Origin of the sequence: uncultured Aquimarina sp., assembly GCF_947492965.1 — a bacterium.
Lineage (GTDB): Bacteria > Bacteroidota > Bacteroidia > Flavobacteriales > Flavobacteriaceae > Aquimarina.
Map to the genome: position 1 here is coordinate 65,613 of NZ_CANLOZ010000012.1, position 20,542 is coordinate 86,154.

The window sequence follows — 20,542 nt, forward strand, 5'->3', positions numbered from 1 at the left end:
AAATTATGTGTGGAATAGTAGGGTATATAGGTCATAGGGAGGCCTATCCAATTGTATTAAAAGGGCTTAAGAGGTTAGAGTATAGGGGTTACGACTCTGCAGGGATTGCTCTATATGATGGAAATGAGATAAAATTATCTAAAACCAAAGGTAAAGTGGCTGATCTGGAAGATAGGTTAGTTAAAGAAATTTCTACAAATGGAAGTGTAGGAATTGGTCATACCAGATGGGCAACGCATGGTGTGCCTAATGATGTCAATTCTCATCCTCATTATTCAAATTCAGGGGACTTAGTTATTATTCATAATGGAATTATTGAAAATTATGAATCTCTAAGAAAAGAGCTTATCAATAGAGGTTATACTTTTACTTCAGAAACTGATACAGAGGTTCTTGTGAATCTAATAGAAGATGTAAAAACCAAAGAAAATGTCAAGTTAGGTAAGGCTGTTCAGATAGCATTGAATCAAACAATTGGAGCATATGCTATCGCCGTTTTTGATAGGCGCAAACCTGATGAAATTGTAGTGGCTAGATTAGGAAGTCCTTTGGCAATAGGTGTTGGTGAGGACGAATTTTTTATAGCTTCTGATGCATCTCCTTTTATCGAGTATACGAATAACGCTATATATCTTGAAGATGGTGAAATGGCAATCGTTCGTAGAAAGAAAGGTATAAAGGTTCGTAAAATAAAGGATGATAGCTTAGTAGACCCTTATCTTCAGGAGTTGCAAATAAATCTGGAACAGATTGAAAAAGGTGGTTATGATCACTTTATGTTGAAAGAAATTTATGAACAACCAAATGCTATTAGTGATACCTATAGAGGAAGAATAAGAGTAGCGGAGGGAATCATAAAGATGGCAGGAATCGATGATAATCTGGCGAAACTTCTTAATGCAAAACGTATTATCGTGATTGCTTGTGGTACTTCTTGGCATGCTGGTTTGGTAGCAGAATATATTTTTGAGGAACTTGTTAGAATTCCCGTAGAAGTAGAATATGCTTCTGAATTTAGATATCGAAATCCTGTAATTCATCAAGATGACGTTGTAATTGCGATCTCACAAAGTGGTGAAACAGCAGATACTATGGCGGCTATTAAATTAGCTAAGGAGAGAGGAGCATTTGTATTTGGAGTATGTAATGTTGTTGGTTCTTCGATTTCACGAGAAACACACGCTGGTGCATACACACACGCTGGTCCAGAAATTGGAGTAGCTTCTACCAAAGCCTTTACTACTCAGATAACAGTACTCTCACTGATTGCATTGAAGCTAGCGGAAAGAAAGGGAACAATTTCTAATAGTGATTTCCATTACTACCTTCAAGAATTAGAACGTATTCCAGAAAAGGTAAAAGATGCATTAGAATCTAATGATCATATTAAATTGATTGCTGATACTTATAAGAGCGCGAGAAACTTTCTATACTTGGGACGAGGGTATAATTTTCCGGTAGCCCTAGAAGGAGCGTTAAAATTAAAGGAGATTTCTTATATACATGCAGAAGGATATCCTGCTGCAGAAATGAAACATGGACCGATTGCTTTAATTGATGAGCATATGCCTGTAGTTGTCATAGCTACGAAAAAAGGTCATTATGAAAAGGTAGTAAGTAATATTCAGGAAATTAAATCCAGAAAAGGAAAGATTATCGGAATTGTTACCGAAGGAGATGAAACAGTAAAAGCTTTAGCAGATCATGTTATTGAAATACCTGAAACTATAGAATTCTTAACGCCGCTTTTAACTACTATACCATTGCAGTTATTGTCATATCATATTGCGGTAATGCTTGGTAAAAATGTAGATCAACCAAGGAATTTAGCTAAATCAGTTACAGTAGAATAAGATTTACAATCGATAAAATACATCATTTTTATACAAAAAAGTACGATATATCGTACTTTTTTGCATTTTATCGATAAAAAAATGAAAAAACATTATGCGTGAATAATATTTTTTTGTTAGTTTCGCGACCGAATCTGAACAGATTCATTTTCAATAATTTAAGTTCCCCAAATAAACTTAAAATTAAAATAACCTATTTTATGAAAAAAATTACATTCATTGTAGCTTTATTGATGTGCTTCATTAGTAATGCTCAAACTACAATTAATGGTAAGGTAGTTGATGATTTTAATCAGCCAATACCAGGAGCCAATATCTCCTTAAAAGGAGAGTCTATTGGGACGGTTACCAATTTTGATGGAGTGTTTACACTGACAGTTACCAAAAAACCACCATTTACAATTACAGCAAGTAGTATTGGATATGAAGAAAGTTCTATAGAAGTGACTTCTGCGGCAGAAGAAGTGGTAATTGTGTTGACAGAAGGAAATGTATTAGACTTGATTGTAATCTCTGCTTCGAGAGCTCCAGAAAGATTATTCGAATCACCGGTAAGTATTGAACGATTTGGTGTGAAAGAAATTAAAAATACACCATCAGTTGATTTTTATGATGGTTTAGAAAACCTTAAAGGAGTTGATGTAAATACTAATAGTTTAACTTTTAAATCAATTAACACAAGAGGTTTTGCTTCATTTACCAATACTCGTTTCGTGCAATTGATTGACGGAATGGATAATACGTCTCCATCCCTAAATTTTGCCTTGGGTAACCTTATTGGTATGAATGAATTGGATGTAGAGAATGTCGAGCTTCTTCCAGGAGCTTCTTCTGCGTTATATGGAGCAAATGCATTTAACGGTATATTATTTATGACGAGTAAAAGTCCTTTTGATAAGCAAGGAATTAGTGCTTATGCTAAAGGAGGATTTACCTCTCAGGATGCAGCGGGGACTAATGATTTCTATGATGTTGGTGTTAGAGTGGCTCATGCTTTTACAGATAATATAGCAGCAAAAGTGAACTTCTCATATTTAACAGCAACTGATTGGTTTGCTGTAAGTGAAGAAAATATAGAAAACCCTGGAGAAAGCAGATTAACAGATCCTGCCTATAATGGATTAAATGTGTATGGAGATGAAGTAAGAGCTATTCTTCCTGGTGCAGGAGTTGTTACCAGAACAGGTTATAATGAATCAGATTTAACAGACTATAATGCAGAAAGTATTAAGTTTGATGGAGCTGTGCACTATAAGCCTTTCCATAATGACTTTGAAATTATATATGCCGGTAAATTAGGAAAAGGACAAACAATATTTCAGGATTCTAATAGATTCTCTCTAAATGATTTCTTTTTTCAACAACATAAATTAGAGGTAAAAAATGATAACTTCTTTGTAAGAGGTTATATCTCAGCAGAAGATGCTGGAGATACTTATGACTTACGTTTTACTGGAATCAATATTAACAGAAGATGGAAAAGTGATGAAGACTGGTTCAGTGATTATGCTACAGCTTTTGCTACAGCAGCTGGAACGGATCAACAAAGACATGAGGCAGCAAGAATAGCTGCTGATACAGGACGTTTTGTGCCTGGATCTACTGATTTCCGAAATGCATTTAACGAAGTTACTAACACTCCTGATTTCCAGACGGGATCTAGATTTAAATCCAAAACTGAGTTAAGACACGTAGATGCAAATTATAATCTTGGTCATATCACGAATAACTTTGCAGATATTCAGGTTGGAGGATCGTTTAGAGAATACTCTTTAAATTCTGCAGGGACTTTTTACACTGATTTTGATGGAGCAATTAATTATTCTGAATTAGGAGTTTATTCTCAAATTCAAAAGAAGTTATTAGATGATCGATTAAAGCTTACGGGATCTGTTCGTTATGATAAGTCTCAGCTTTTTGATGGTAATTTTTCACCTAGATTTTCTATTGGATATACTTTAGGTAAAAATAGAAATAGAAATCTACGTGCCTCAATACAAACTGGATTTCGAAATCCTACTACACAGGATTTATACTTAGGTCTTGATATCGGTGAAGGAGCAATTGTTGGTTCTGCTCCAGATAACTTAGATAGATATTCTAGAGATATTAATGGAACGACTGTAACTGGGCGTGCTGCTTACGAAAATTCGTATACTGCAGAGTCTGTAGAAGCTTTTATCAGATCTGGTGGAACAGCTCCATTAGAAATTGCAAATCCTGATATTGTACAACCTGAAAAGGTTACAGCAATCGAAATTGGATATCGAGCTGACTTCGGTAAATTATTATTAGATCTTAGTGGATATTATAATATGTATCAAGATTTTATCTCTACTGTTGATGTAGTAAGTCCTCTTGATGGTTCTGTGGGTAGCGCAGAGGCTCAAGCTGCAATTGCAACTGGTAATTTTGCTGGTTTTCAGGCGATCACTAACTCTGATGTAGATATCAATTCATACGGTGCTGTTCTTGGAATTAGTGCTAAAGTATTTGGAGATTTTGATTTAGGAGCTAGTTATACGTATGCGAAGCAAGATTTTGATCAAGAAGAAGATCCAGGTTTTAGAACTAACTTTAATACACCAGAGCATAAGGTAAAAGCAAACTTTGGACATGATAACTTATTTACAAATTTCGGATTTAATACCGTAGTTAAATGGAGTGGAGATTATGTTTGGGAATCTGCTTTTGCTGTGGGAGAAGTGCCATCATTTACTGTTTTTGATGCGCAGCTTAATTATAGGATTCCTTCTCTTAAAACTACGCTTAAATTAGGTGGAACAAATATTGGAGGAGGTGAGTACTTTACTGCTGTAGGAACTGCTCCTATTGGTTCACAGTATTACCTAGGTCTTACGATTAATAATTTTTAATTTGAAATATTATTATATTACAATCTTCAGGTTGTAAAAATCAAAACAAATATAGAAAGCCCGTCCAAATTTATTGGACGGGCTTTTTTTATGAAAAAAGATGAATTTTCCCTGATTAATTTCACTGAGTCATTAAGGTTGTAATTATATAAAAAGTAAGTATAGCTTTAATAAAAAGAATAATTGTCATAATAGAAGGCTTAAGATTAGGAAAAACACATGATTTTAACTTTTTTTTAAAGAATTGATAAAAAAACGTATATTGTTGTCATAACATAAAAACTAATTTAGGATATGAGGACAATTACGTTAGTAATAGTGCTTTTAATAAGTATTATTTCTACTGCACAAACAACAATTAGTGGGAAAGTTGTTGATAATAACAATCAACCCATTCCTGGAGCAAATATAGCTTTGCAGGGGGCTTCTGTCGGGACTGTTACGGATTTTGATGGTCTATTCACACTTACTTTAGAGGAAACGCCACCATTTACGATTATCGTAAGTAGTATAGGTTTTGAATCTGCTACCGTAGATATTACATCGAGCACCTCTGACATTACGATCACATTAAAGGAAGGAACAGAATTAGATGAAGTAGTTATTTCAGCTTCTAGAACACCAGAACGGGTGTTTGAATCTCCTGTAAGTGTAGAACGTTTTGGAATCAAGAAAATAAAAACTACTCCTGCAGCAGATTTTTATGATGGTTTAGAGAATTTAAAAGGAGTTGATATCAATACCAATAGTTTAACCTTTAAATCAGTAAATACCAGAGGATTTGCGGATTTTGCTAATACCAGATTTGTACAGTTGGTTGACGGCATGGACAATGCAGCACCTGCTCTAAATTTTGTTTTAGGAAATCTGTTAGGAATGACAGAATTAGATGTAAATAGTATAGAGTTACTGCCAGGAGCTTCTTCTGCACTTTATGGAGCAAATGCTTTTAACGGAATTTTATTTATGACTAGCAAGAATCCTTTTGATCATCAAGGGATAAGTGCGTATTTTAAAGGTGGTATTACCTCTCAAGAAGTCGGAGGTGACAATGAATATTATGATTATGGAATTAGGATTGCTCATGCATTCTCTGATAAATTTGCTGCTAAAGTTAATTTTTCTTATCTCAGAGGTACAGATTGGTTTGCTACAAATGAAGTCAGTGTTTCTAATGATATTATTACTGGTACTAGATTAGACCCAAACTATGATGGACTGAATGTATATGGAGATGAAGTAAGTACTAATATTAGAGGAGTTGGAGTTGCATTGGTGAATGCTGGGTTGTTGCCAGCTGGAGCAGAAAATATATTACCCAATCAAGAAGTTAGTAGAACAGGTTACTTAGAAAGTGATTTAAACAATTATAATGCAGAAAGTATAAAGTTTGATGCAGCACTTCATTATCGTCCTTTTGCAAACGATTTCGAAATTATTTATTTAGGTAAAGTCGGAAGAGGAACAACTATTTATCAAGGAGCAAACAGATATTCAATTCGAAATTTCTTTTTACAGCAGCATAAATTAGAAATTAAAAATGATAACTTTTTTGTAAGAGGATATATTACAGATGAAGATGCAGGAGACTCATACGATTCTAGATTTACAGGAATTAATATTAATAGGTTATGGAAAGATGACCAAACTTGGTTTGGAGAGTACGCAGGAGCCTTTGTACAGGCAAGTTTAGCAGGTCAATTACCGGAACAAGCTCATTTAATAGCCAGACAAACCGCAGATACAGGCAGATTTTTACCAGGAACACCGGAATTCGAGAATGCATTTAATACGGTTACTACAGATCCAGATCTTACAACCGGATCTAAATTTCAAGATGCTAGTCAATTAAGGCACGTAGATGTTAATTATAACTTTAGTCATATTACTAGTGATTTTGCAGATATCCAAGTGGGAGGGTCTTTTAGAGAATACAAATTAAATTCATCGGGAACTATATTTACAGATTTTGACGGACCAATTCGTTATTCGGAGTTTGGGGTGTATACTCAAGTACAAAAGAAATTAATTGATGATCGATTAAAAATTACAGGTTCTATTAGATATGATAAATCGGAGTTATTTGATGGAAATATATCTCCTAGATTATCCCTTGGTTATACAGCGGGAGCAGATAGAAATCATAATATTCGTTTATCGGCTCAAACTGGTTTTAGAAATCCAACAACACAAGATTTGTTTATTGGTTTAGATGTGGGGAGGGCAATACTTGTAGGATCGGCTTCAGAGAATTTAGATCGAGATGTTAGAAACTTTGATCTAAGTGGAGATGGTCAGTTGTTAACAGGAAATAGTTCTGTAGATGTAGTAGGTAGACAAGCATATGAAAACTCTTTTTCGTTAAATTCTGTATTGAATGGTACTCCTACGGTTTCAAATGTTGATCTGGTTGAACCTGAAAAAGTTGTTGCAGTAGAACTTGGTTATCGTGCTAAAATCAAGAAGTTTGTAATTGATCTAAGTGGATATTATAATATATATACGGATTTCATATCTACAGAAAATGTTTTAGTGCCTCTTTATGGACAGGTTGGAGATGGTACCTTATCACTAGCAGCTTTGCAAAATGGAGATACAGAAGTGTACCAAGCATATACCAATTCTGATGTAGATATTAAATCATTTGGTGGTACTATTGGTGTAGATACTAAGATCCTAGGAAATTTTGATTTTGGAGTTAATTACACATTTACAAAACAAGATTTTGATGAAAATGAAGATCCGGATTTTAGAACAAATTTTAATACTCCAGAGCATAAAGTAAAAGCTTCTTTTGGTCATACAAGTTTGTTTAAGAACTTTGGGTTTAATACGAGTTGGACTTGGAGTGATGCATATTTTTGGGAAGCAGCATTCGGAGATGGAGATGTTCCTTCTTTTAATGTTCTTAATGGACAAATTAACTATACCATTCCTAAATTAAAAGCAACACTTAAAGCAGGAGCAACAAATATTCTAGGCGAAGAATATTTTACTGCCTTTGGTACAGGGTTTATAGGATCGCAATATTATATCGGTATATCTATAAACAACTTATAATTAATCTAAAAATATTTTAAATATGAATATTCAATATAAATGGCTATTGATTCTGTTAGTTTTTGGATTTATAGCTTGTGAATCTGATGATGATTCAACAACAACTGAGGAAGTTGTTCTTACAGCTGGAACAGCAGATTTTTCTAATTATGTAGCTTTAGGAAATTCTTTAACGGCTGGTTTTACCGATGGAGCTTTATTTATAGCTGGACAAGAAAATTCTATGCCAAACATCTTGTCTCAACAATTCGGATTAGTTGGAGGAGGTACATTTTCACAACCGTTGATGAGTGATAATGTTGGAGGAGCATTACTTGGAGGGAATCAGATATTAGCTCCAAGATTCTTTTTTAATGGAGCTGGTCCTGCAGTATTGCCAGGAACACCAACAACTGAAATATCATCTATATTATCAGGTTCATTTAATAATATGGGAATACCAGGAGCTAAAAGTTTTCATCTTTTAGCCAATGGATATGGAAATATAGCAGGATTACCTAGCCTTGCAAACCCTTATTATGTTAGAATAGCTTCAAGTCCAAATGCATCGGTAATAGAAGATGCTATGGCACAGAGTCCTACATTTTTCTCACTATGGATTGGTAATAACGATGTGTTAGGATATGCATTATCTGGTGGTGACGGTACAGATCCAATTACAGATACTGCTACATTTAGTCAAGCTTACAATGCGTTAATCGCTACATTGACTTCTGGAGGAGCAAAGGGTGTAATTGCTAATATTCCAGATGTTACATCAATTCCGCATTTTACAACAGTGCCTCATAACCCTGTTCCTTTAGATGCAGCTACAGCGGCCTTTTTAAATAGTGCTAGTGCTTATGGAGCATACAATGCTGGAATTGCACAAGCTTTTGCTGGTCTTGTAATGGCGGGAGCGATTTCACAAGAAGACGCGGATGCAGAATTAGCTAGAAGGACAATAACTTTTTCGGAAGGAGAAGGAAATGCTGTGGTTATTTTAGACGAAGATTTAACAGATTTAACAGGTCTTAATCCGGCACTGATTAATATAAGACAGGCTACTTCAGAAGATTTATTGGTGTTAACCGCTGCATCATTTATCGGTACGGAAGCGGTACCTGGAAATCCACAAACAGTAAATGGAGTGGCAATTCCATTAGCTGATAAATGGGTGTTAACTCCAGAAGAGCAGGCTGAAATAGCAACAGCAACAACCGCTTTTAATGCTACTATTGCAGAGGCTAGAGATCAAGCTGGTCTGGCTTTTGTAGATGCAAATGCTTTATTAGAGCAAGTAGCTTCTAATGGAGTAACATTTGATGAATTTCTTCTTCAGGAAGATTTAGTTTTTGGTGGAGCTTTCTCATTAGATGGAGTGCATCCAACTGCCAGAGGATATGCTTTATTAGCAAATGAAGCGCTTAAAGCAATTAATATGACTTACGAATCAAACTTACCAATGGTAAAGGCTGCGGATTATCCAACATTTTATTCGCCAACTTTACAATAGTAAGTATATTATTAAATTATAATAGCCAGTACTTCTTAGGTAGTACTGGCTTTTTTTGTTGTGATATTTAAGAAAATGCGAATTACATTTAAGTAAAAAAATGAATTGGAATAGTAAATTTTTGTCTATGAAAAATTAAAATGTAATAAGTTTAAACGAAATAATATAATCGAATAATCTATACTTTTTAATGGGTTTGACGCCTTTAAATTTGCACAAGAAAAAAACAAAATGAAACAGGCTATGTTATTCATTTTAAAAGCCTATATTTGCAGCCTGAAAAAAGGTCGTATTCTACATGTAAGAAAAATGGGTCTTTTTTAAATATTAAATACTAAACATTAAATAGTTATATAATGTCTCAAGTTACGGGTAAAGTATCACAAATTGTAGGTCCGGTTATAGACGTAGCATTCGCTGCCGGTACTGAATTACCAAAAATTTACGATTCGTTAGAAATTAATAAAGCAGACGGTACCAAAATAGTGTTAGAGATTCAGTCTCACATTGGTGAAGATACGGTACGTACAATTGCGATGGATTCCAGTGATGGATTAAGTAGAGGAATGGAAGCTGTTGGAACAGGAGCTCCTATTCAAATGCCGATTGGTGGAGATGTATATGGACGTCTATTTAATGTGATTGGAGATGCTATTGATGGATTAGGAGATCTTCCTAAAGCTGGAGAAAACGGTCTTCCAATTCACCGTCAAGCACCTAAGTTTGAGGATTTATCAACTTCTACAGAAGTTTTATTCACAGGAATCAAAGTAATCGATCTTATCGAGCCTTATGCAAAAGGAGGTAAAATTGGATTATTTGGTGGTGCAGGAGTTGGTAAAACGGTATTGATTCAGGAATTAATTAATAATATCGCGAAAGGTCACGGTGGACTTTCTGTATTCGCAGGAGTAGGAGAAAGAACACGTGAAGGAAATGATCTTCTTCGTGAGATGTTAGAGTCTGGAATTATCAAGTATGGTGATGATTTTATGCATTCTATGGAAGAAGGTGGATGGGATCTTTCTAAAGTAGATAAGGAAGCTATGAAAGATTCTAAAGCAACTTTCGTATTTGGTCAGATGAATGAGCCACCAGGAGCACGTGCTCGTGTTGCACTTTCTGGACTTACGATTGCAGAATATTTCCGTGATGGAGCCGGAGATGGGCAAGGAAAGGATGTACTTTTCTTCGTAGATAACATTTTCCGTTTTACCCAAGCAGGTTCTGAGGTGTCTGCACTTCTAGGTCGTATGCCATCTGCGGTAGGATATCAGCCTACATTAGCAACCGAAATGGGTGTGATGCAGGAACGTATTACTTCTACTAAGAAAGGATCTATTACTTCTGTACAGGCAGTTTATGTACCTGCAGATGATTTAACAGATCCAGCACCAGCAACAACGTTTGCTCACTTAGATGCAACAACAGTATTATCTCGTAAAATTGCAGAGCTTGGTATTTATCCAGCAGTGGATCCATTAGATTCTACATCTAGAATTCTTACTGCCGATATCTTAGGAGATGATCACTATAACTGTGCACAAAGAGTAAAAGAGTTGTTACAGAGATATAAAGAATTACAAGATATTATTGCAATTCTTGGTATGGAAGAATTATCTGAAGATGATAAGTTAGCAGTAGGACGTGCTCGTCGTGTTCAGCGTTTCTTATCTCAGCCATTCCACGTAGCAGAGCAGTTTACTGGTATACCTGGTGTTCTTGTAGATATTAAGGATACAATCAAAGGATTTAATATGATTATGGATGGTGAGTTAGATCACTTGCCAGAAGCAGCATTTAACCTTAAAGGAACTATCGAAGAAGCTGTTGAGGCTGGTGAGAAAATGTTAGCTGAAGCATAATCTAGTTAATTGTTGGTAGTTGATAGTATCTTATTGAATTAAGTACACAATCAACCGACAACTAACAATAAACAACTATAAATATGTATTTAGAAATAGTAACTCCAGAAGCAGTATTGTTTAGCGGCGAAGTAACTTCGGTTGCTGTTCCAGGTGTGAATGGAGAGTTTCAGATGTTGGATAATCACGCGCCAATCGTTTCTTTATTAGGAAAAGGAAATGTGAAAGTGTACGGTGATATGAATTTGGAAGAAGAAGTAGTAGAAAAATTTACGAAAGAAAATGGTGTTACACTTCTAGCGATAAATTCAGGTACAATTGAAATGAAAGATAATAAAGTGATTGTACTTGCAGATTAAGTAGTATTTACAATCTAGATCATTATATTAAATCCCTATTATTATATGTAATAGGGATTTTTTATTTTTTATAAAGTTTACTAGTATACTATTTAATACCAGTGAAGATGTAAAAAAAGAAATATAAGAGTTATCGCAACGATGATTTTTATTTTAAATCATAACCTAAAAAAACTAATTTCAATGGGGACTTTTATGTATAAAATATAACTTCACTGTTATTAAGGGTTTTGGTAAATTCAAGGAAAACATATCGCTATACTGTTTGATTATGGAGGAAGATTATATATAGAAATTTAGGGATCTAGTAAAGTGATTTATAAGTAACAATTAGTTAAGAAATGGGTTGTTTTTTAACGTCTTAGATTGCGAACGATAACATATGGATAAAGGGGTGATTTTAACTATGTGATATTTTCGTATCTATGAAAGCTAAACGATATCAATCTATTATTCCTTTTATAGTTATATTGGTAATACTTAGCCCTTTTTTATGTGTTCCTAAAGAACAAAGTTTACTTTTTATAAATAGATTTAATTCTCCTCTTAGAGACGGATTTTTTAAGAACCTTACTTGGTTTGGGGAAGGTTTTATGGTTGTCTGTGCAGCTTTAACCCTTTTGTTTCTTAGAGTACGTTGGTTTTTTGTTTTTGTAACAGGGCTTTTTTTGCATGTTTTCTTCATTCAGTTTAATAAGCAAATTCTTTTCAATGACATTTATAGACCGTCTGTTTATATGAGTTGGATTTGTCAAGATCATTTACTTCATTTTGCCGAAGGAATAAGAATAAGACGAGAGGTAAGCTTCCCTTCTGGTCATACAACGGGGGCAGCTTTTGCCGCATCGTTTATTGCGTTAATTTTTAATTCTAATCGCTCTTCGATTACACTTGCTCTATTAGCAATAAGTGTTGGGTTTTCTCGAGTGTATTTAGCTCAGCATTTTCTAATCGATGTATATTTTGGATTTCTGTTTGGAACCTTATCTTCGATAATAGCATTTACTTTGATTGAAAAAATTGCGTCCAAATATTTTTGGATGGATAAATATCTGATACCTGTTACGTCTCGAAAACTAAAAGTAAGACTTGTGTTTTTAAGGCAGTTATTTATTAGAAGAATAAGATCATATCCAAAGTATTAATTTTTTACTACTCATTTTGATTACCAAGTTATATAATCATCAAAACTTTCTAATTGTTTTTTCTATTAGTCTTTTTCTTTGTTTGATAGGATCATGGGCATATCCAATTTATATTCTAGATGAAGCGAAAAATGCAGAAGCTGCAAGAGAGATGTTAGTTCATTCTGAGTTTATTGTTCCAAAATTTAATCGGTTACTAAGAGCAGATAAGCCTCCTCTACATTATTATTTTATGATTTTGGGATATAAGCTTTTTGGAGTGAATGCATTCGGTGCTCGTTTTTTTTCTGGAATATTCGGAGCATTAGCAATTAGTATATCGTATTACTATATAAATAAATTTTCTCAGAGAAATATTGCTTGGATTTTTGTCTTGGTATGCTGGTCATCTATCTTCTTTATTCAGGAATTTCATTTGGCTGTTCCAGATCCTTATTTAATTTTTTTTATAAGTATTGGGCTTTGGATGTTTTATGACTTTTATGCGACCAGTTCTAAGTTTTCATTATGGATAATGTATGTGCTTTTTGGTTTGGGAACACTTACCAAAGGTCCTGTAGCAATTGCTTTACCAGGTTTGATTTGCATCATATTTTTAGTTAGTACTAAAAATTTCAGTATCCAAGCGATTCTTAAATTTAGACCTCTTTTAGGGTTAATTGTTTTTTTATTAGTAACAACACCGTGGTATATTTTAGTGCATTTCGAAACCGATGGAGATTGGACAAAAGGCTTTTTTCTGGATCATAATGTAAATAGATTTGGAAGTAAAATGGAAGGCCATGGAGGTATATTTCTAATTACATGGGCTTTTGTTTTATTGGGTTTAATGCCATTTTCTTTTTTTCTTTTAAAAGCATTTAAAAACTCATATATAAACAAATCTAAAGACTCATTACTTTTATTTTCTACTATTGTATCGGTTGTATTTATTGTGTTTTTCAGTATTTCAGGAACTAAATTGCCTAACTATACGATGCCGTGTTATCCTTTTTTGGCATTGGTACTAGCAGTGGCTTTTTGGGAGTTTTACAGAGGAAAGGATAAAGGTATCCACAATACTATTGCTGTAGGATTAATTGGACTACTGGCTATAGGCTTGCCAATAGCAGGAAAGTTAGTATTATTACAAGAAAAGGAATTAAGTGATGTAAGTGATATAGCCTATTGGCTAATACCAACGTCAACAGCTACTTTAGTTGGCTTGGTTTTTTATTTCAAAGGATATTTACAAAAGGCTTTTATCACCATTGCTTTGGGTTGGGTTATCATTACACCAATTTTATTTCTTGGAATTTATCCTAGATTAACTTCGCGAAACCCTGTAGAACAAGCAAAGTCAATATTAAAACAAAATGATACAGTTAAAGTATATAAAAGTTTTGATGCGGCTTTCCCAATTAATTTTCAAAGGACCTTCACGATTATTCATAAGGAAGCTGAGATAGAGGAGTATTTTGAAAAACACCCACAAGGCTTTTTAATGACAAATACACGTGAGGTAGATGTTTTAGAAAACAGAATGGATATCGTCAAGATCATGGAAGTAAAAGCGCTATTTGAATCACATACTACCCGAATTTATAAAAAGAAATGATAACTAAATATTAGTTACATATAGTAATAAAGGTGTAATAAAAGGTGTAGGTATTTTTATTGCTATAGTTATAAAAAAAGGTTTTGCTTGAGGATTCTATTATAGATAGATTACTAACTTTTGACTTAATGCTGTCAACTAATTTTTGATTGTTTTCTGATGTTCCAAGTAAGAGAATTGTCTTGTTGTTATACTGATCAATAGCAGTGTAAAAAAGATCATTTTTAGCCGTAAATGCATCATAAAAATGATTAGGCATGAGCACTTTCATAGTGCCTGTAAAATCAATTGCATCACAGATAATGAGATTTGATTTCTCTAGTTGTGATGAGTGATTTTGTAATAGGAATTTTGCAAATTTGAAGTAAGGCCGATTGATTCGCTCTGTAAAACCTAAGGATGGTCCTAAACCAATACTCAGTGGCTTGTATACGAGTGTTAGAGCTGCTATAATTATTAAAATATTTTTAAAAACCTTATATCTTTTTATTGATTTTTCATGCTCATCAATACAACAAAACACGTAAATCGGGGTAATAATAAGCAATGGTTGAATCCATCTCTCATGCGCATTCGTTGCTTTGGTAAATACTAAAATGATAGCGAAGATCAGTACTGAAAGAGTCAAAAACCTACCTAAAAAATTAACAAACCTATTTTTTTGTGTTTCGAAAACAGACTTGATTTTCCCTTTAAAGAGTAATAACATAGAGACAAAAAACAAACCTGCAAATGATAAAACCCCTTTACTAATAGCCCAGATACTTGGAGTTATAGTTGATATATATGAAAGGTTTTGTGTTGCCAGATCATTGATGGTTTCTTCACTGGTAGTTGTCATGTTTTTATACAGCCAAATAAAATGAGGTGTAATCAGTACTAAAAAAACAAGTATCGATAGACTAATCTTTTTATTCAGGATTATTTTTCTGTATTCTATATCTGATATAATAGCTAATAAAAATGCTAATAAGGAGATTACAAAATTGTATTTTGATAGGATTCCTAATGTAATAGTAATACCCAATATGATATAATTAAGATTCGATGGATTACGAATAAGTCTTATAAAAGACCAGATCATGAAGACAACAGAAAAGGTAATAAGTACTGTATGGGTTTGTCTAAAACTTTCAACCGATAACTGAAGAAATAAGAATAAGCTTAAAGTTGAAATATTTGCATCTAAAAAGGAGTCTTGATACTGTTTTGATATTGTAAAAACAAGTGTAAAAATACCAATCAACAATACCGTTCTAAATATAATGATGCTCAGTAAACTATATCCAAATAGTTTTGTAATAAAAATAATTATCCAAGTATATAAAGGTGGTTGTTGATTATAACCAAGTAAAAGCTTTTGACTTAAAAACACTTGCTCAGCTTCATCTACTTCTAACGAATTTGTAAGTAATAGTCTAAAAAAAAGATGTGTCAGAAAATAAGTAATGATTAAAAGAAAAAAAGATCTGTGGTTCTTCAAGGAGCCTATTTGTTTTAGGAAATGTAACTGACGGCTCATGCTCTATTCGTTAATGTAACGGATCTCTAAGTTTTAAATATGAATTTGCTTTTTTGAAATGGAATATAATTCCAAATAAAGATACAAGAGCAGTTATAGCAGAAAATAAAACCCCAATTGATACAGCAGTTACGGTATCGAATTGCAACATTGAAGAAGCTTGGTAAAAAATCATTTCTCTAACACCTATTCCTGAAAATGAAAAAATGGATAAAACCGAAGAAATTAAAAACACAAAAATATATAATGAATAGGATTCAACTTTTGTTATAGATGCTAGCAACGATAGAATACAAATGCATTGTAACAACTGAATAGCAATAGATTGTACTAAGGTTTTTACATAGTCAGACAAAAAAGCTGGAAATAACCTTTGTATAAATATATAGGAAGCTGTTATACCTAAGACTAATAATAGAATGATTCCTGCAATTATATTTGTCTCTTCAAATATGGGTATTATAAGAGCATAAATAAGTATTAAAATTCCAATAGCCGTCAATCCCATAAATCTATCTACAAATAAAGATGCTGTAAGTTTTTTGGTAGACCATTTAAAAGTCTTGTGAAGTAAAAATACTTTATAAGCATCTCCACCAATTCCTCCAGGAATAAAAAAATTATAAAACATTCCTATTAGATACAGTTTATAGTTGCTTTTTGGACTTATATAAAAACTTGAAGATGTAAACAATACTAGAAGTCGATCAGCAGAAATCCATTGGGATAAAATAAAACAGACTATCCCAATTAAAAGATAAAAAGTATTTACACGTTTTAATGTTTCCCAAATTTCTGTAAACGGAATTTTTGTAAAAACTAGGTATAGTAATAATACGGTTATTCCAATTTTAAGAAACGTGTAAAACAGGTTCTTTCTCTCTTGTTTCAAAAGTTGTAATTTTTCTAATGTTATAAGGAGTTTTATTTTGAGATTCGTAGTAAGTTCTCATTAATAAATCGGTGACAATCCCTATTGTAAAAAATTGAATTCCTACTAGTATTAATAACACACCTAATAATAGTAATGGCCGTGTTCCGATATCATTCCCCATCAATTTCAAAATGATTAGGTATACATTAATCAACAAGCCAACTCCAAAAAATAACATTCCCATATTTCCAAATAAATAAAGAGGCTTTTGCAGGTATTTACGCTGAAAAATGATCAATAAAAGGTCATTCATCACTTTAAATGTTCTTCCTAATCCATATTTTGAAACACCAAATTTTCTTGCGTGATGTTTTACAGGAATTTCTGTGATACGTGCACCGTCTATATGAGCGTTTAATGCAATGAATCTGTGTAGTTCTCCATATAAAGGAATCGCTTTAGCTGTTTCTGAAGTCATTACTTTAAGGGCACATCCAGCATCCGTGATATGAAGATTTGTAGCTTTACGAATAATGTAATTTGCTATTTTAGAAGGCAAGGTTCTAATAAAATTATCCTTTCTCTTTTGTCGTATGCCGGTAACAAGATCCCAATCCTCATTGATAGCTAATTCTAACATTCTAGGAATATCTGCAGGATCATTTTGCATATCACCATCCATTGTAATAATATATTCACCTCTTGCATAGTCAATACCAGCTGCTAAAGCAGAGCTTTGCCCATAATTTCTTTTTAATTCTACAAGAACAACGTTAGGATTATTTAGTGATTTTATTTCTTCTCTGGTATTATCAGAAGAGAAATCATCTACATAAATAATCTCATATCGATATCCTTTTAATCCATTTTCTATGGCTTCTGTTAGTAAGCTCGTATTTCCTTCTTCATTGTATACAGGAATTACCACTGATAATAATCTTATACTCTGCATATGGAATCTTCTTAAATCATCAAAGTTATAGTCGGAACATCAATTTAATATTGGGTAATTGATAATAAATTAATAAGGAATTCCGGTCGAGTTATATAATTGTTAAGTAGTTCGCTAGAGGTTGTTTTTAGAAACGCACTTACACTACTTTTGGTCGAATTAGATGCTATTAATTAAGATCTTATTGCTTTTTAGATGACAGATTTTCTTTTCAAAAAAGATTATATAATACTATACATATTATTGCTTATAGTATATATATCTGGATTATGGATTCCCTTAATGGAGAATGATTCCGCACAACATGCAACAATGGCAATGCGGATGTATCTGGAAAATGACTTCCTTAATATTTATAAAGCAGGAAGAGATTATCTAGATAAGCCACATATGCATTTTTGGCTTGCAGCTTTATCATTTAAAATATTTGGAATATCAGATTGGGCGTATAGAATTCCTGCTTTGTTATTTACAGGAATAGGAGCAATCTCTTGTTATGGATTGGCTAAAGAGTTTTATGGAAAACAAGCAAGACATATTGCTTCATTAGTTTTTTTATCTGCTCAAGCAATTGTTCTTTCTAATCATGATGTAAGAACAGATGCTGTTCTTACAGGCGCTACTATTTTTGGAATATGGCAACTAGTATTATATATAAATCATGAAAAAGTTGTTCATGCTATTTTAGGAGCGGTTGGAGTAGCCATAGCTTTTTCTACGAAAGGTCAATTAGGAGTCTTTGTTGCAGGAATCTGCATACTAACATATGTGTCATATAACCGAAGATGGTACGTGATTTGGTCTTGGAAAACTTTAATCGGTATTTTATCATTCATTATCTCAATATTACCAGTTTTGTATGCGTATTATGTTCAATTCGATTTACATCCCGAAAAAATTATACATGGCCAGTCGAATGTTTCTGGAATTAGGTTTATTCTTTGGGATCAAAGTTTTAATAGATTAACGGCCTCTGGTTTTAAAGAAACTAGCCCTGATTATTTTTTCTTTTTTCATACCCTTTTATGGGCGTTTTTACCATGGTCAATCATAGCATACTTAGCTTTATTTAATAGATGTAAAGAACTATGGATAAACAAATTTATTTTTAAACCTAAACTAGAAACATTAACCTCCTTAGGTGTTTTCGTAGTTCTGATAGTTATTAGTTTTTCAAAGTTTAAATTGCCGCATTATTTAAACAACATATTACCAATATTATCTGTTTTAGTAGCAGGTTATTTAACAGAATTGTACAACAAGAATAAAAAACGTACTTCTCAGGTATTTTTAGTGCTACAGTATGTTATACTAACCACTGGTAGTATTTTAGTATTGTTTCTTATATTTTGGGCTTTTCCGATGCCACACGTTGGTATTATTTTGTGTTATTTACTGTTGTTAGTAGGATTAAGTTATGTAATAACTACAAAAATGAAAACGATAAGAAAATTGATCATTCTATCGGTATCGTATATGATTTTGATCAATTTTTGTTTAAATACTCAATTTTACCCAAAACTATTATTATATCAGGCAGGTAACAATGCTGCAAGAGTAATTAATTCGGAGGATATTAATAAAACTGATGTCCTGATGTTAAATGGAAGACCTAGCTGGTCACTCGACTTTTACACCAAAAGAATTACCCCTACAGTTCATATTTCAGAAGTATCAAGTACAGTGAAAAGTGGTCAATGGTTATTTCTATATGGCAATAAGTTGGAGTCGTTGAAAGCTATGAATATAAGCTGGTCAAGAGAATATGAGATATATCACCATAGGATTACCAGGTTATCTTTAGAGTTTTTGAATCCTAATACAAGAGATGCTATCTTAGAAAAAGCATATCTAATCCAAGTTGAATAATTATTTGTGTAATGCAACCTGGTTATGCTAAGGTTTTTGATTTATTGATTCTTTGTTTTCGAATGAAATAAGAAATATACCATTCTGTAAAACGCTTCACTCCTTCTTGTAAATTGGTTTGTGGAGTGTATCCAACAGCTTCTGTTAGACTAGATATATCCGCATATGTTTTTTGAACATCACCTGGTTGCATTGGCATAAAGTTCTTCTTTGCCTTAGTATTCAAATTTTTCTCGATTGAATCAATAAAGTCCATAAGCTTAATTGGATTGCTATTTCCGATATTATGAAGCACATATGGAATGTGTCCTTTTTCGGCATCTGGAATATCAAATATTACTTTTACAATTCCTTCTACGATATCATCTATGTAAGTAAAATCTCGTTCCATATTACCGTTATTAAAGACTTGTATTGGTCTATTATTTATAATAGCTTCGGCAAATAGCGATGGTGCCATATCTGGTCGTCCCCAAGGACCATAAACTGTAAAAAAACGCAAGCCAGTTGTTGGAATTTTGAATAAATGGCTATAAGTATAAGCCATAAGTTCATTGCTTTTTTTTGTAGCTGCGTATAAACTAATAGGATGATCTACACAATCATCTATAGAAAATGGTGTTTTTTTGGTGTTACCATATACTGAAGAACTGGATGCATATGCAAGATGTTTAACAGGATAGTGTCTACACGCTTCTAAAATATTCAAAAAACCTTCTACATTACTTTTAATATATACGTCTGGATTTTCTAAGCTATAACGTACACCCGCTTGAGCAGCCAGATGTATAATAGCGTCAAAACGTTCATATCGAAATAAATCCATTAATGCGGCTTTCTGAGTCAATTCCATTTTAATAAATCGATACTGAGAATGGATACTTGATTGAACATATTTTTTTTCAACAATCAAGTTCTTAGGTATACCCACCTTTTTAAGCCTGTCATATTTTAGCTGAGGATCATAATATGAATTTATATTGTCAAAACCAATGACTTCGTGTCCCATGGTCAAAAGTCTACGGGTTACATGAAAACCAATAAATCCAGCTGCTCCTGTTACTAAAATTTTCAT

General features: G+C 33.1%; 13 protein-coding genes. 9 read left to right on the forward strand and 4 right to left on the reverse strand.

Features of this window, described 5'->3' with window-relative positions; all coding sequences use genetic code 11:
* Positions 1-5: 5 nt before the first annotated feature.
* The 8 genes from glmS (at position 6) to Q1B37_RS21795 (ending at position 14,250) form a co-directional block, all read left to right on the forward strand.
* On the forward strand, positions 6-1,853 hold the full coding sequence (gene glmS, locus Q1B37_RS21760; protein ID WP_299604888.1) for a glutamine--fructose-6-phosphate transaminase (isomerizing): 1,848 nt from the start codon (positions 6-8) through the stop codon (positions 1,851-1,853).
* A 200-nt stretch (positions 1,854-2,053) separates the two neighbouring features.
* Complete coding sequence (locus Q1B37_RS21765) at positions 2,054-4,729, forward strand: TonB-dependent receptor (RefSeq protein WP_299902486.1); 2,676 nt, start codon at positions 2,054-2,056, stop codon at positions 4,727-4,729.
* A 294-nt stretch (positions 4,730-5,023) separates the two neighbouring features.
* Positions 5,024-7,789 carry a TonB-dependent receptor gene (locus tag Q1B37_RS21770; RefSeq protein WP_299902489.1) on the forward strand — a complete coding sequence of 922 codons (2,766 nt, stop codon included), beginning with the start codon at positions 5,024-5,026 and terminating at the stop codon, positions 7,787-7,789.
* A 22-nt stretch (positions 7,790-7,811) separates the two neighbouring features.
* On the forward strand, positions 7,812-9,284 hold the full coding sequence (locus tag Q1B37_RS21775; RefSeq protein WP_299902491.1) for an SGNH/GDSL hydrolase family protein: 1,473 nt from the start codon (positions 7,812-7,814) through the stop codon (positions 9,282-9,284).
* Positions 9,285-9,640: 356 nt separating this feature from the next.
* Positions 9,641-11,149, forward strand: coding sequence for a F0F1 ATP synthase subunit beta (gene atpD, locus Q1B37_RS21780; protein WP_299604892.1), 1,509 nt, complete (start codon positions 9,641-9,643; stop codon positions 11,147-11,149).
* 83 nt (positions 11,150-11,232) lie between these two features.
* On the forward strand, positions 11,233-11,508 hold the full coding sequence (locus Q1B37_RS21785; protein ID WP_219010889.1) for a F0F1 ATP synthase subunit epsilon: 276 nt from the start codon (positions 11,233-11,235) through the stop codon (positions 11,506-11,508).
* A gap of 425 nt (positions 11,509-11,933) precedes the next feature.
* Positions 11,934-12,653 carry a phosphatase PAP2 family protein gene (locus Q1B37_RS21790; protein ID WP_299902494.1) on the forward strand — a complete coding sequence of 240 codons (720 nt, stop codon included), beginning with the start codon at positions 11,934-11,936 and terminating at the stop codon, positions 12,651-12,653.
* Positions 12,654-12,735: 82 nt separating this feature from the next.
* Positions 12,736-14,250, forward strand: a complete 1,515-nt coding sequence (locus tag Q1B37_RS21795) for a glycosyltransferase family 39 protein (RefSeq protein ID WP_299902497.1) — start codon at positions 12,736-12,738, stop codon at positions 14,248-14,250.
* A gap of 10 nt (positions 14,251-14,260) precedes the next feature.
* Here Q1B37_RS21795 and Q1B37_RS21800 read toward each other — a convergent pair whose 3' ends face one another.
* From Q1B37_RS21800 to Q1B37_RS21810, 3 genes are read right to left on the reverse strand one after another with little or no spacing between them, the layout of a single operon-like run.
* Positions 14,261-15,733 carry a glycosyltransferase family 39 protein gene (locus Q1B37_RS21800; protein WP_299902499.1) on the reverse strand — a complete coding sequence of 491 codons (1,473 nt, stop codon included), beginning with the start codon at positions 15,731-15,733 and terminating at the stop codon, positions 14,261-14,263.
* A gap of 49 nt (positions 15,734-15,782) precedes the next feature.
* Positions 15,783-16,664: a lysylphosphatidylglycerol synthase transmembrane domain-containing protein gene (locus Q1B37_RS21805; RefSeq protein ID WP_299902501.1), complete on the reverse strand. Its 882-nt coding sequence runs from the start codon at positions 16,662-16,664 to the stop codon at positions 15,783-15,785.
* Entirely contained in the window at positions 16,624-17,598 is a 975-nt protein-coding gene (locus tag Q1B37_RS21810) for a glycosyltransferase family 2 protein (protein ID WP_299902504.1), read from the reverse strand. The genes Q1B37_RS21805 and Q1B37_RS21810 overlap by 41 nt, the downstream gene beginning before the upstream one ends.
* A 195-nt stretch (positions 17,599-17,793) precedes the next feature.
* Here Q1B37_RS21810 and Q1B37_RS21815 point away from each other — a divergent pair, with 195 nt between their 5' ends.
* On the forward strand, positions 17,794-19,467 hold the full coding sequence (locus Q1B37_RS21815) for a glycosyltransferase family 39 protein (protein ID WP_299902507.1): 1,674 nt from the start codon (positions 17,794-17,796) through the stop codon (positions 19,465-19,467).
* Between the two features lie 22 nt (positions 19,468-19,489).
* Here Q1B37_RS21815 and Q1B37_RS21820 read toward each other — a convergent pair whose 3' ends face one another.
* Positions 19,490-20,542, reverse strand: a complete 1,053-nt coding sequence (locus tag Q1B37_RS21820; protein ID WP_299902510.1) for an NAD-dependent epimerase — start codon at positions 20,540-20,542, stop codon at positions 19,490-19,492.

Bases quoted from the DNA above. Each gene is read 5' to 3' on its own strand.
- glmS (WP_299604888.1), top strand. From the start codon at position 6: ATGTGTGGAATAGTAGGGTATATAGGTCATAGGGAGGCCTATCCAATT.
- Q1B37_RS21770 (WP_299902489.1), top strand. From the start codon at position 5,024: ATGAGGACAATTACGTTAGTAATAGTGCTTTTAATAAGTATTATTTCT.
- Q1B37_RS21820 (WP_299902510.1), bottom strand. From the start codon at position 20,542: ATGAAAATTTTAGTAACAGGAGCAGCTGGATTTATTGGTTTTCATGTA.
- Q1B37_RS21765 (WP_299902486.1), top strand. From the start codon at position 2,054: ATGAAAAAAATTACATTCATTGTAGCTTTATTGATGTGCTTCATTAGT.
- Q1B37_RS21785 (WP_219010889.1), top strand. From the start codon at position 11,233: ATGTATTTAGAAATAGTAACTCCAGAAGCAGTATTGTTTAGCGGCGAA.
- Q1B37_RS21790 (WP_299902494.1), top strand. From the start codon at position 11,934: ATGAAAGCTAAACGATATCAATCTATTATTCCTTTTATAGTTATATTG.
- atpD (WP_299604892.1), top strand. From the start codon at position 9,641: ATGTCTCAAGTTACGGGTAAAGTATCACAAATTGTAGGTCCGGTTATA.
- Q1B37_RS21775 (WP_299902491.1), top strand. From the start codon at position 7,812: ATGAATATTCAATATAAATGGCTATTGATTCTGTTAGTTTTTGGATTT.
- Q1B37_RS21810 (WP_299902504.1), bottom strand. From the start codon at position 17,598: ATGCAGAGTATAAGATTATTATCAGTGGTAATTCCTGTATACAATGAA.
- Q1B37_RS21815 (WP_299902507.1), top strand. From the start codon at position 17,794: ATGACAGATTTTCTTTTCAAAAAAGATTATATAATACTATACATATTA.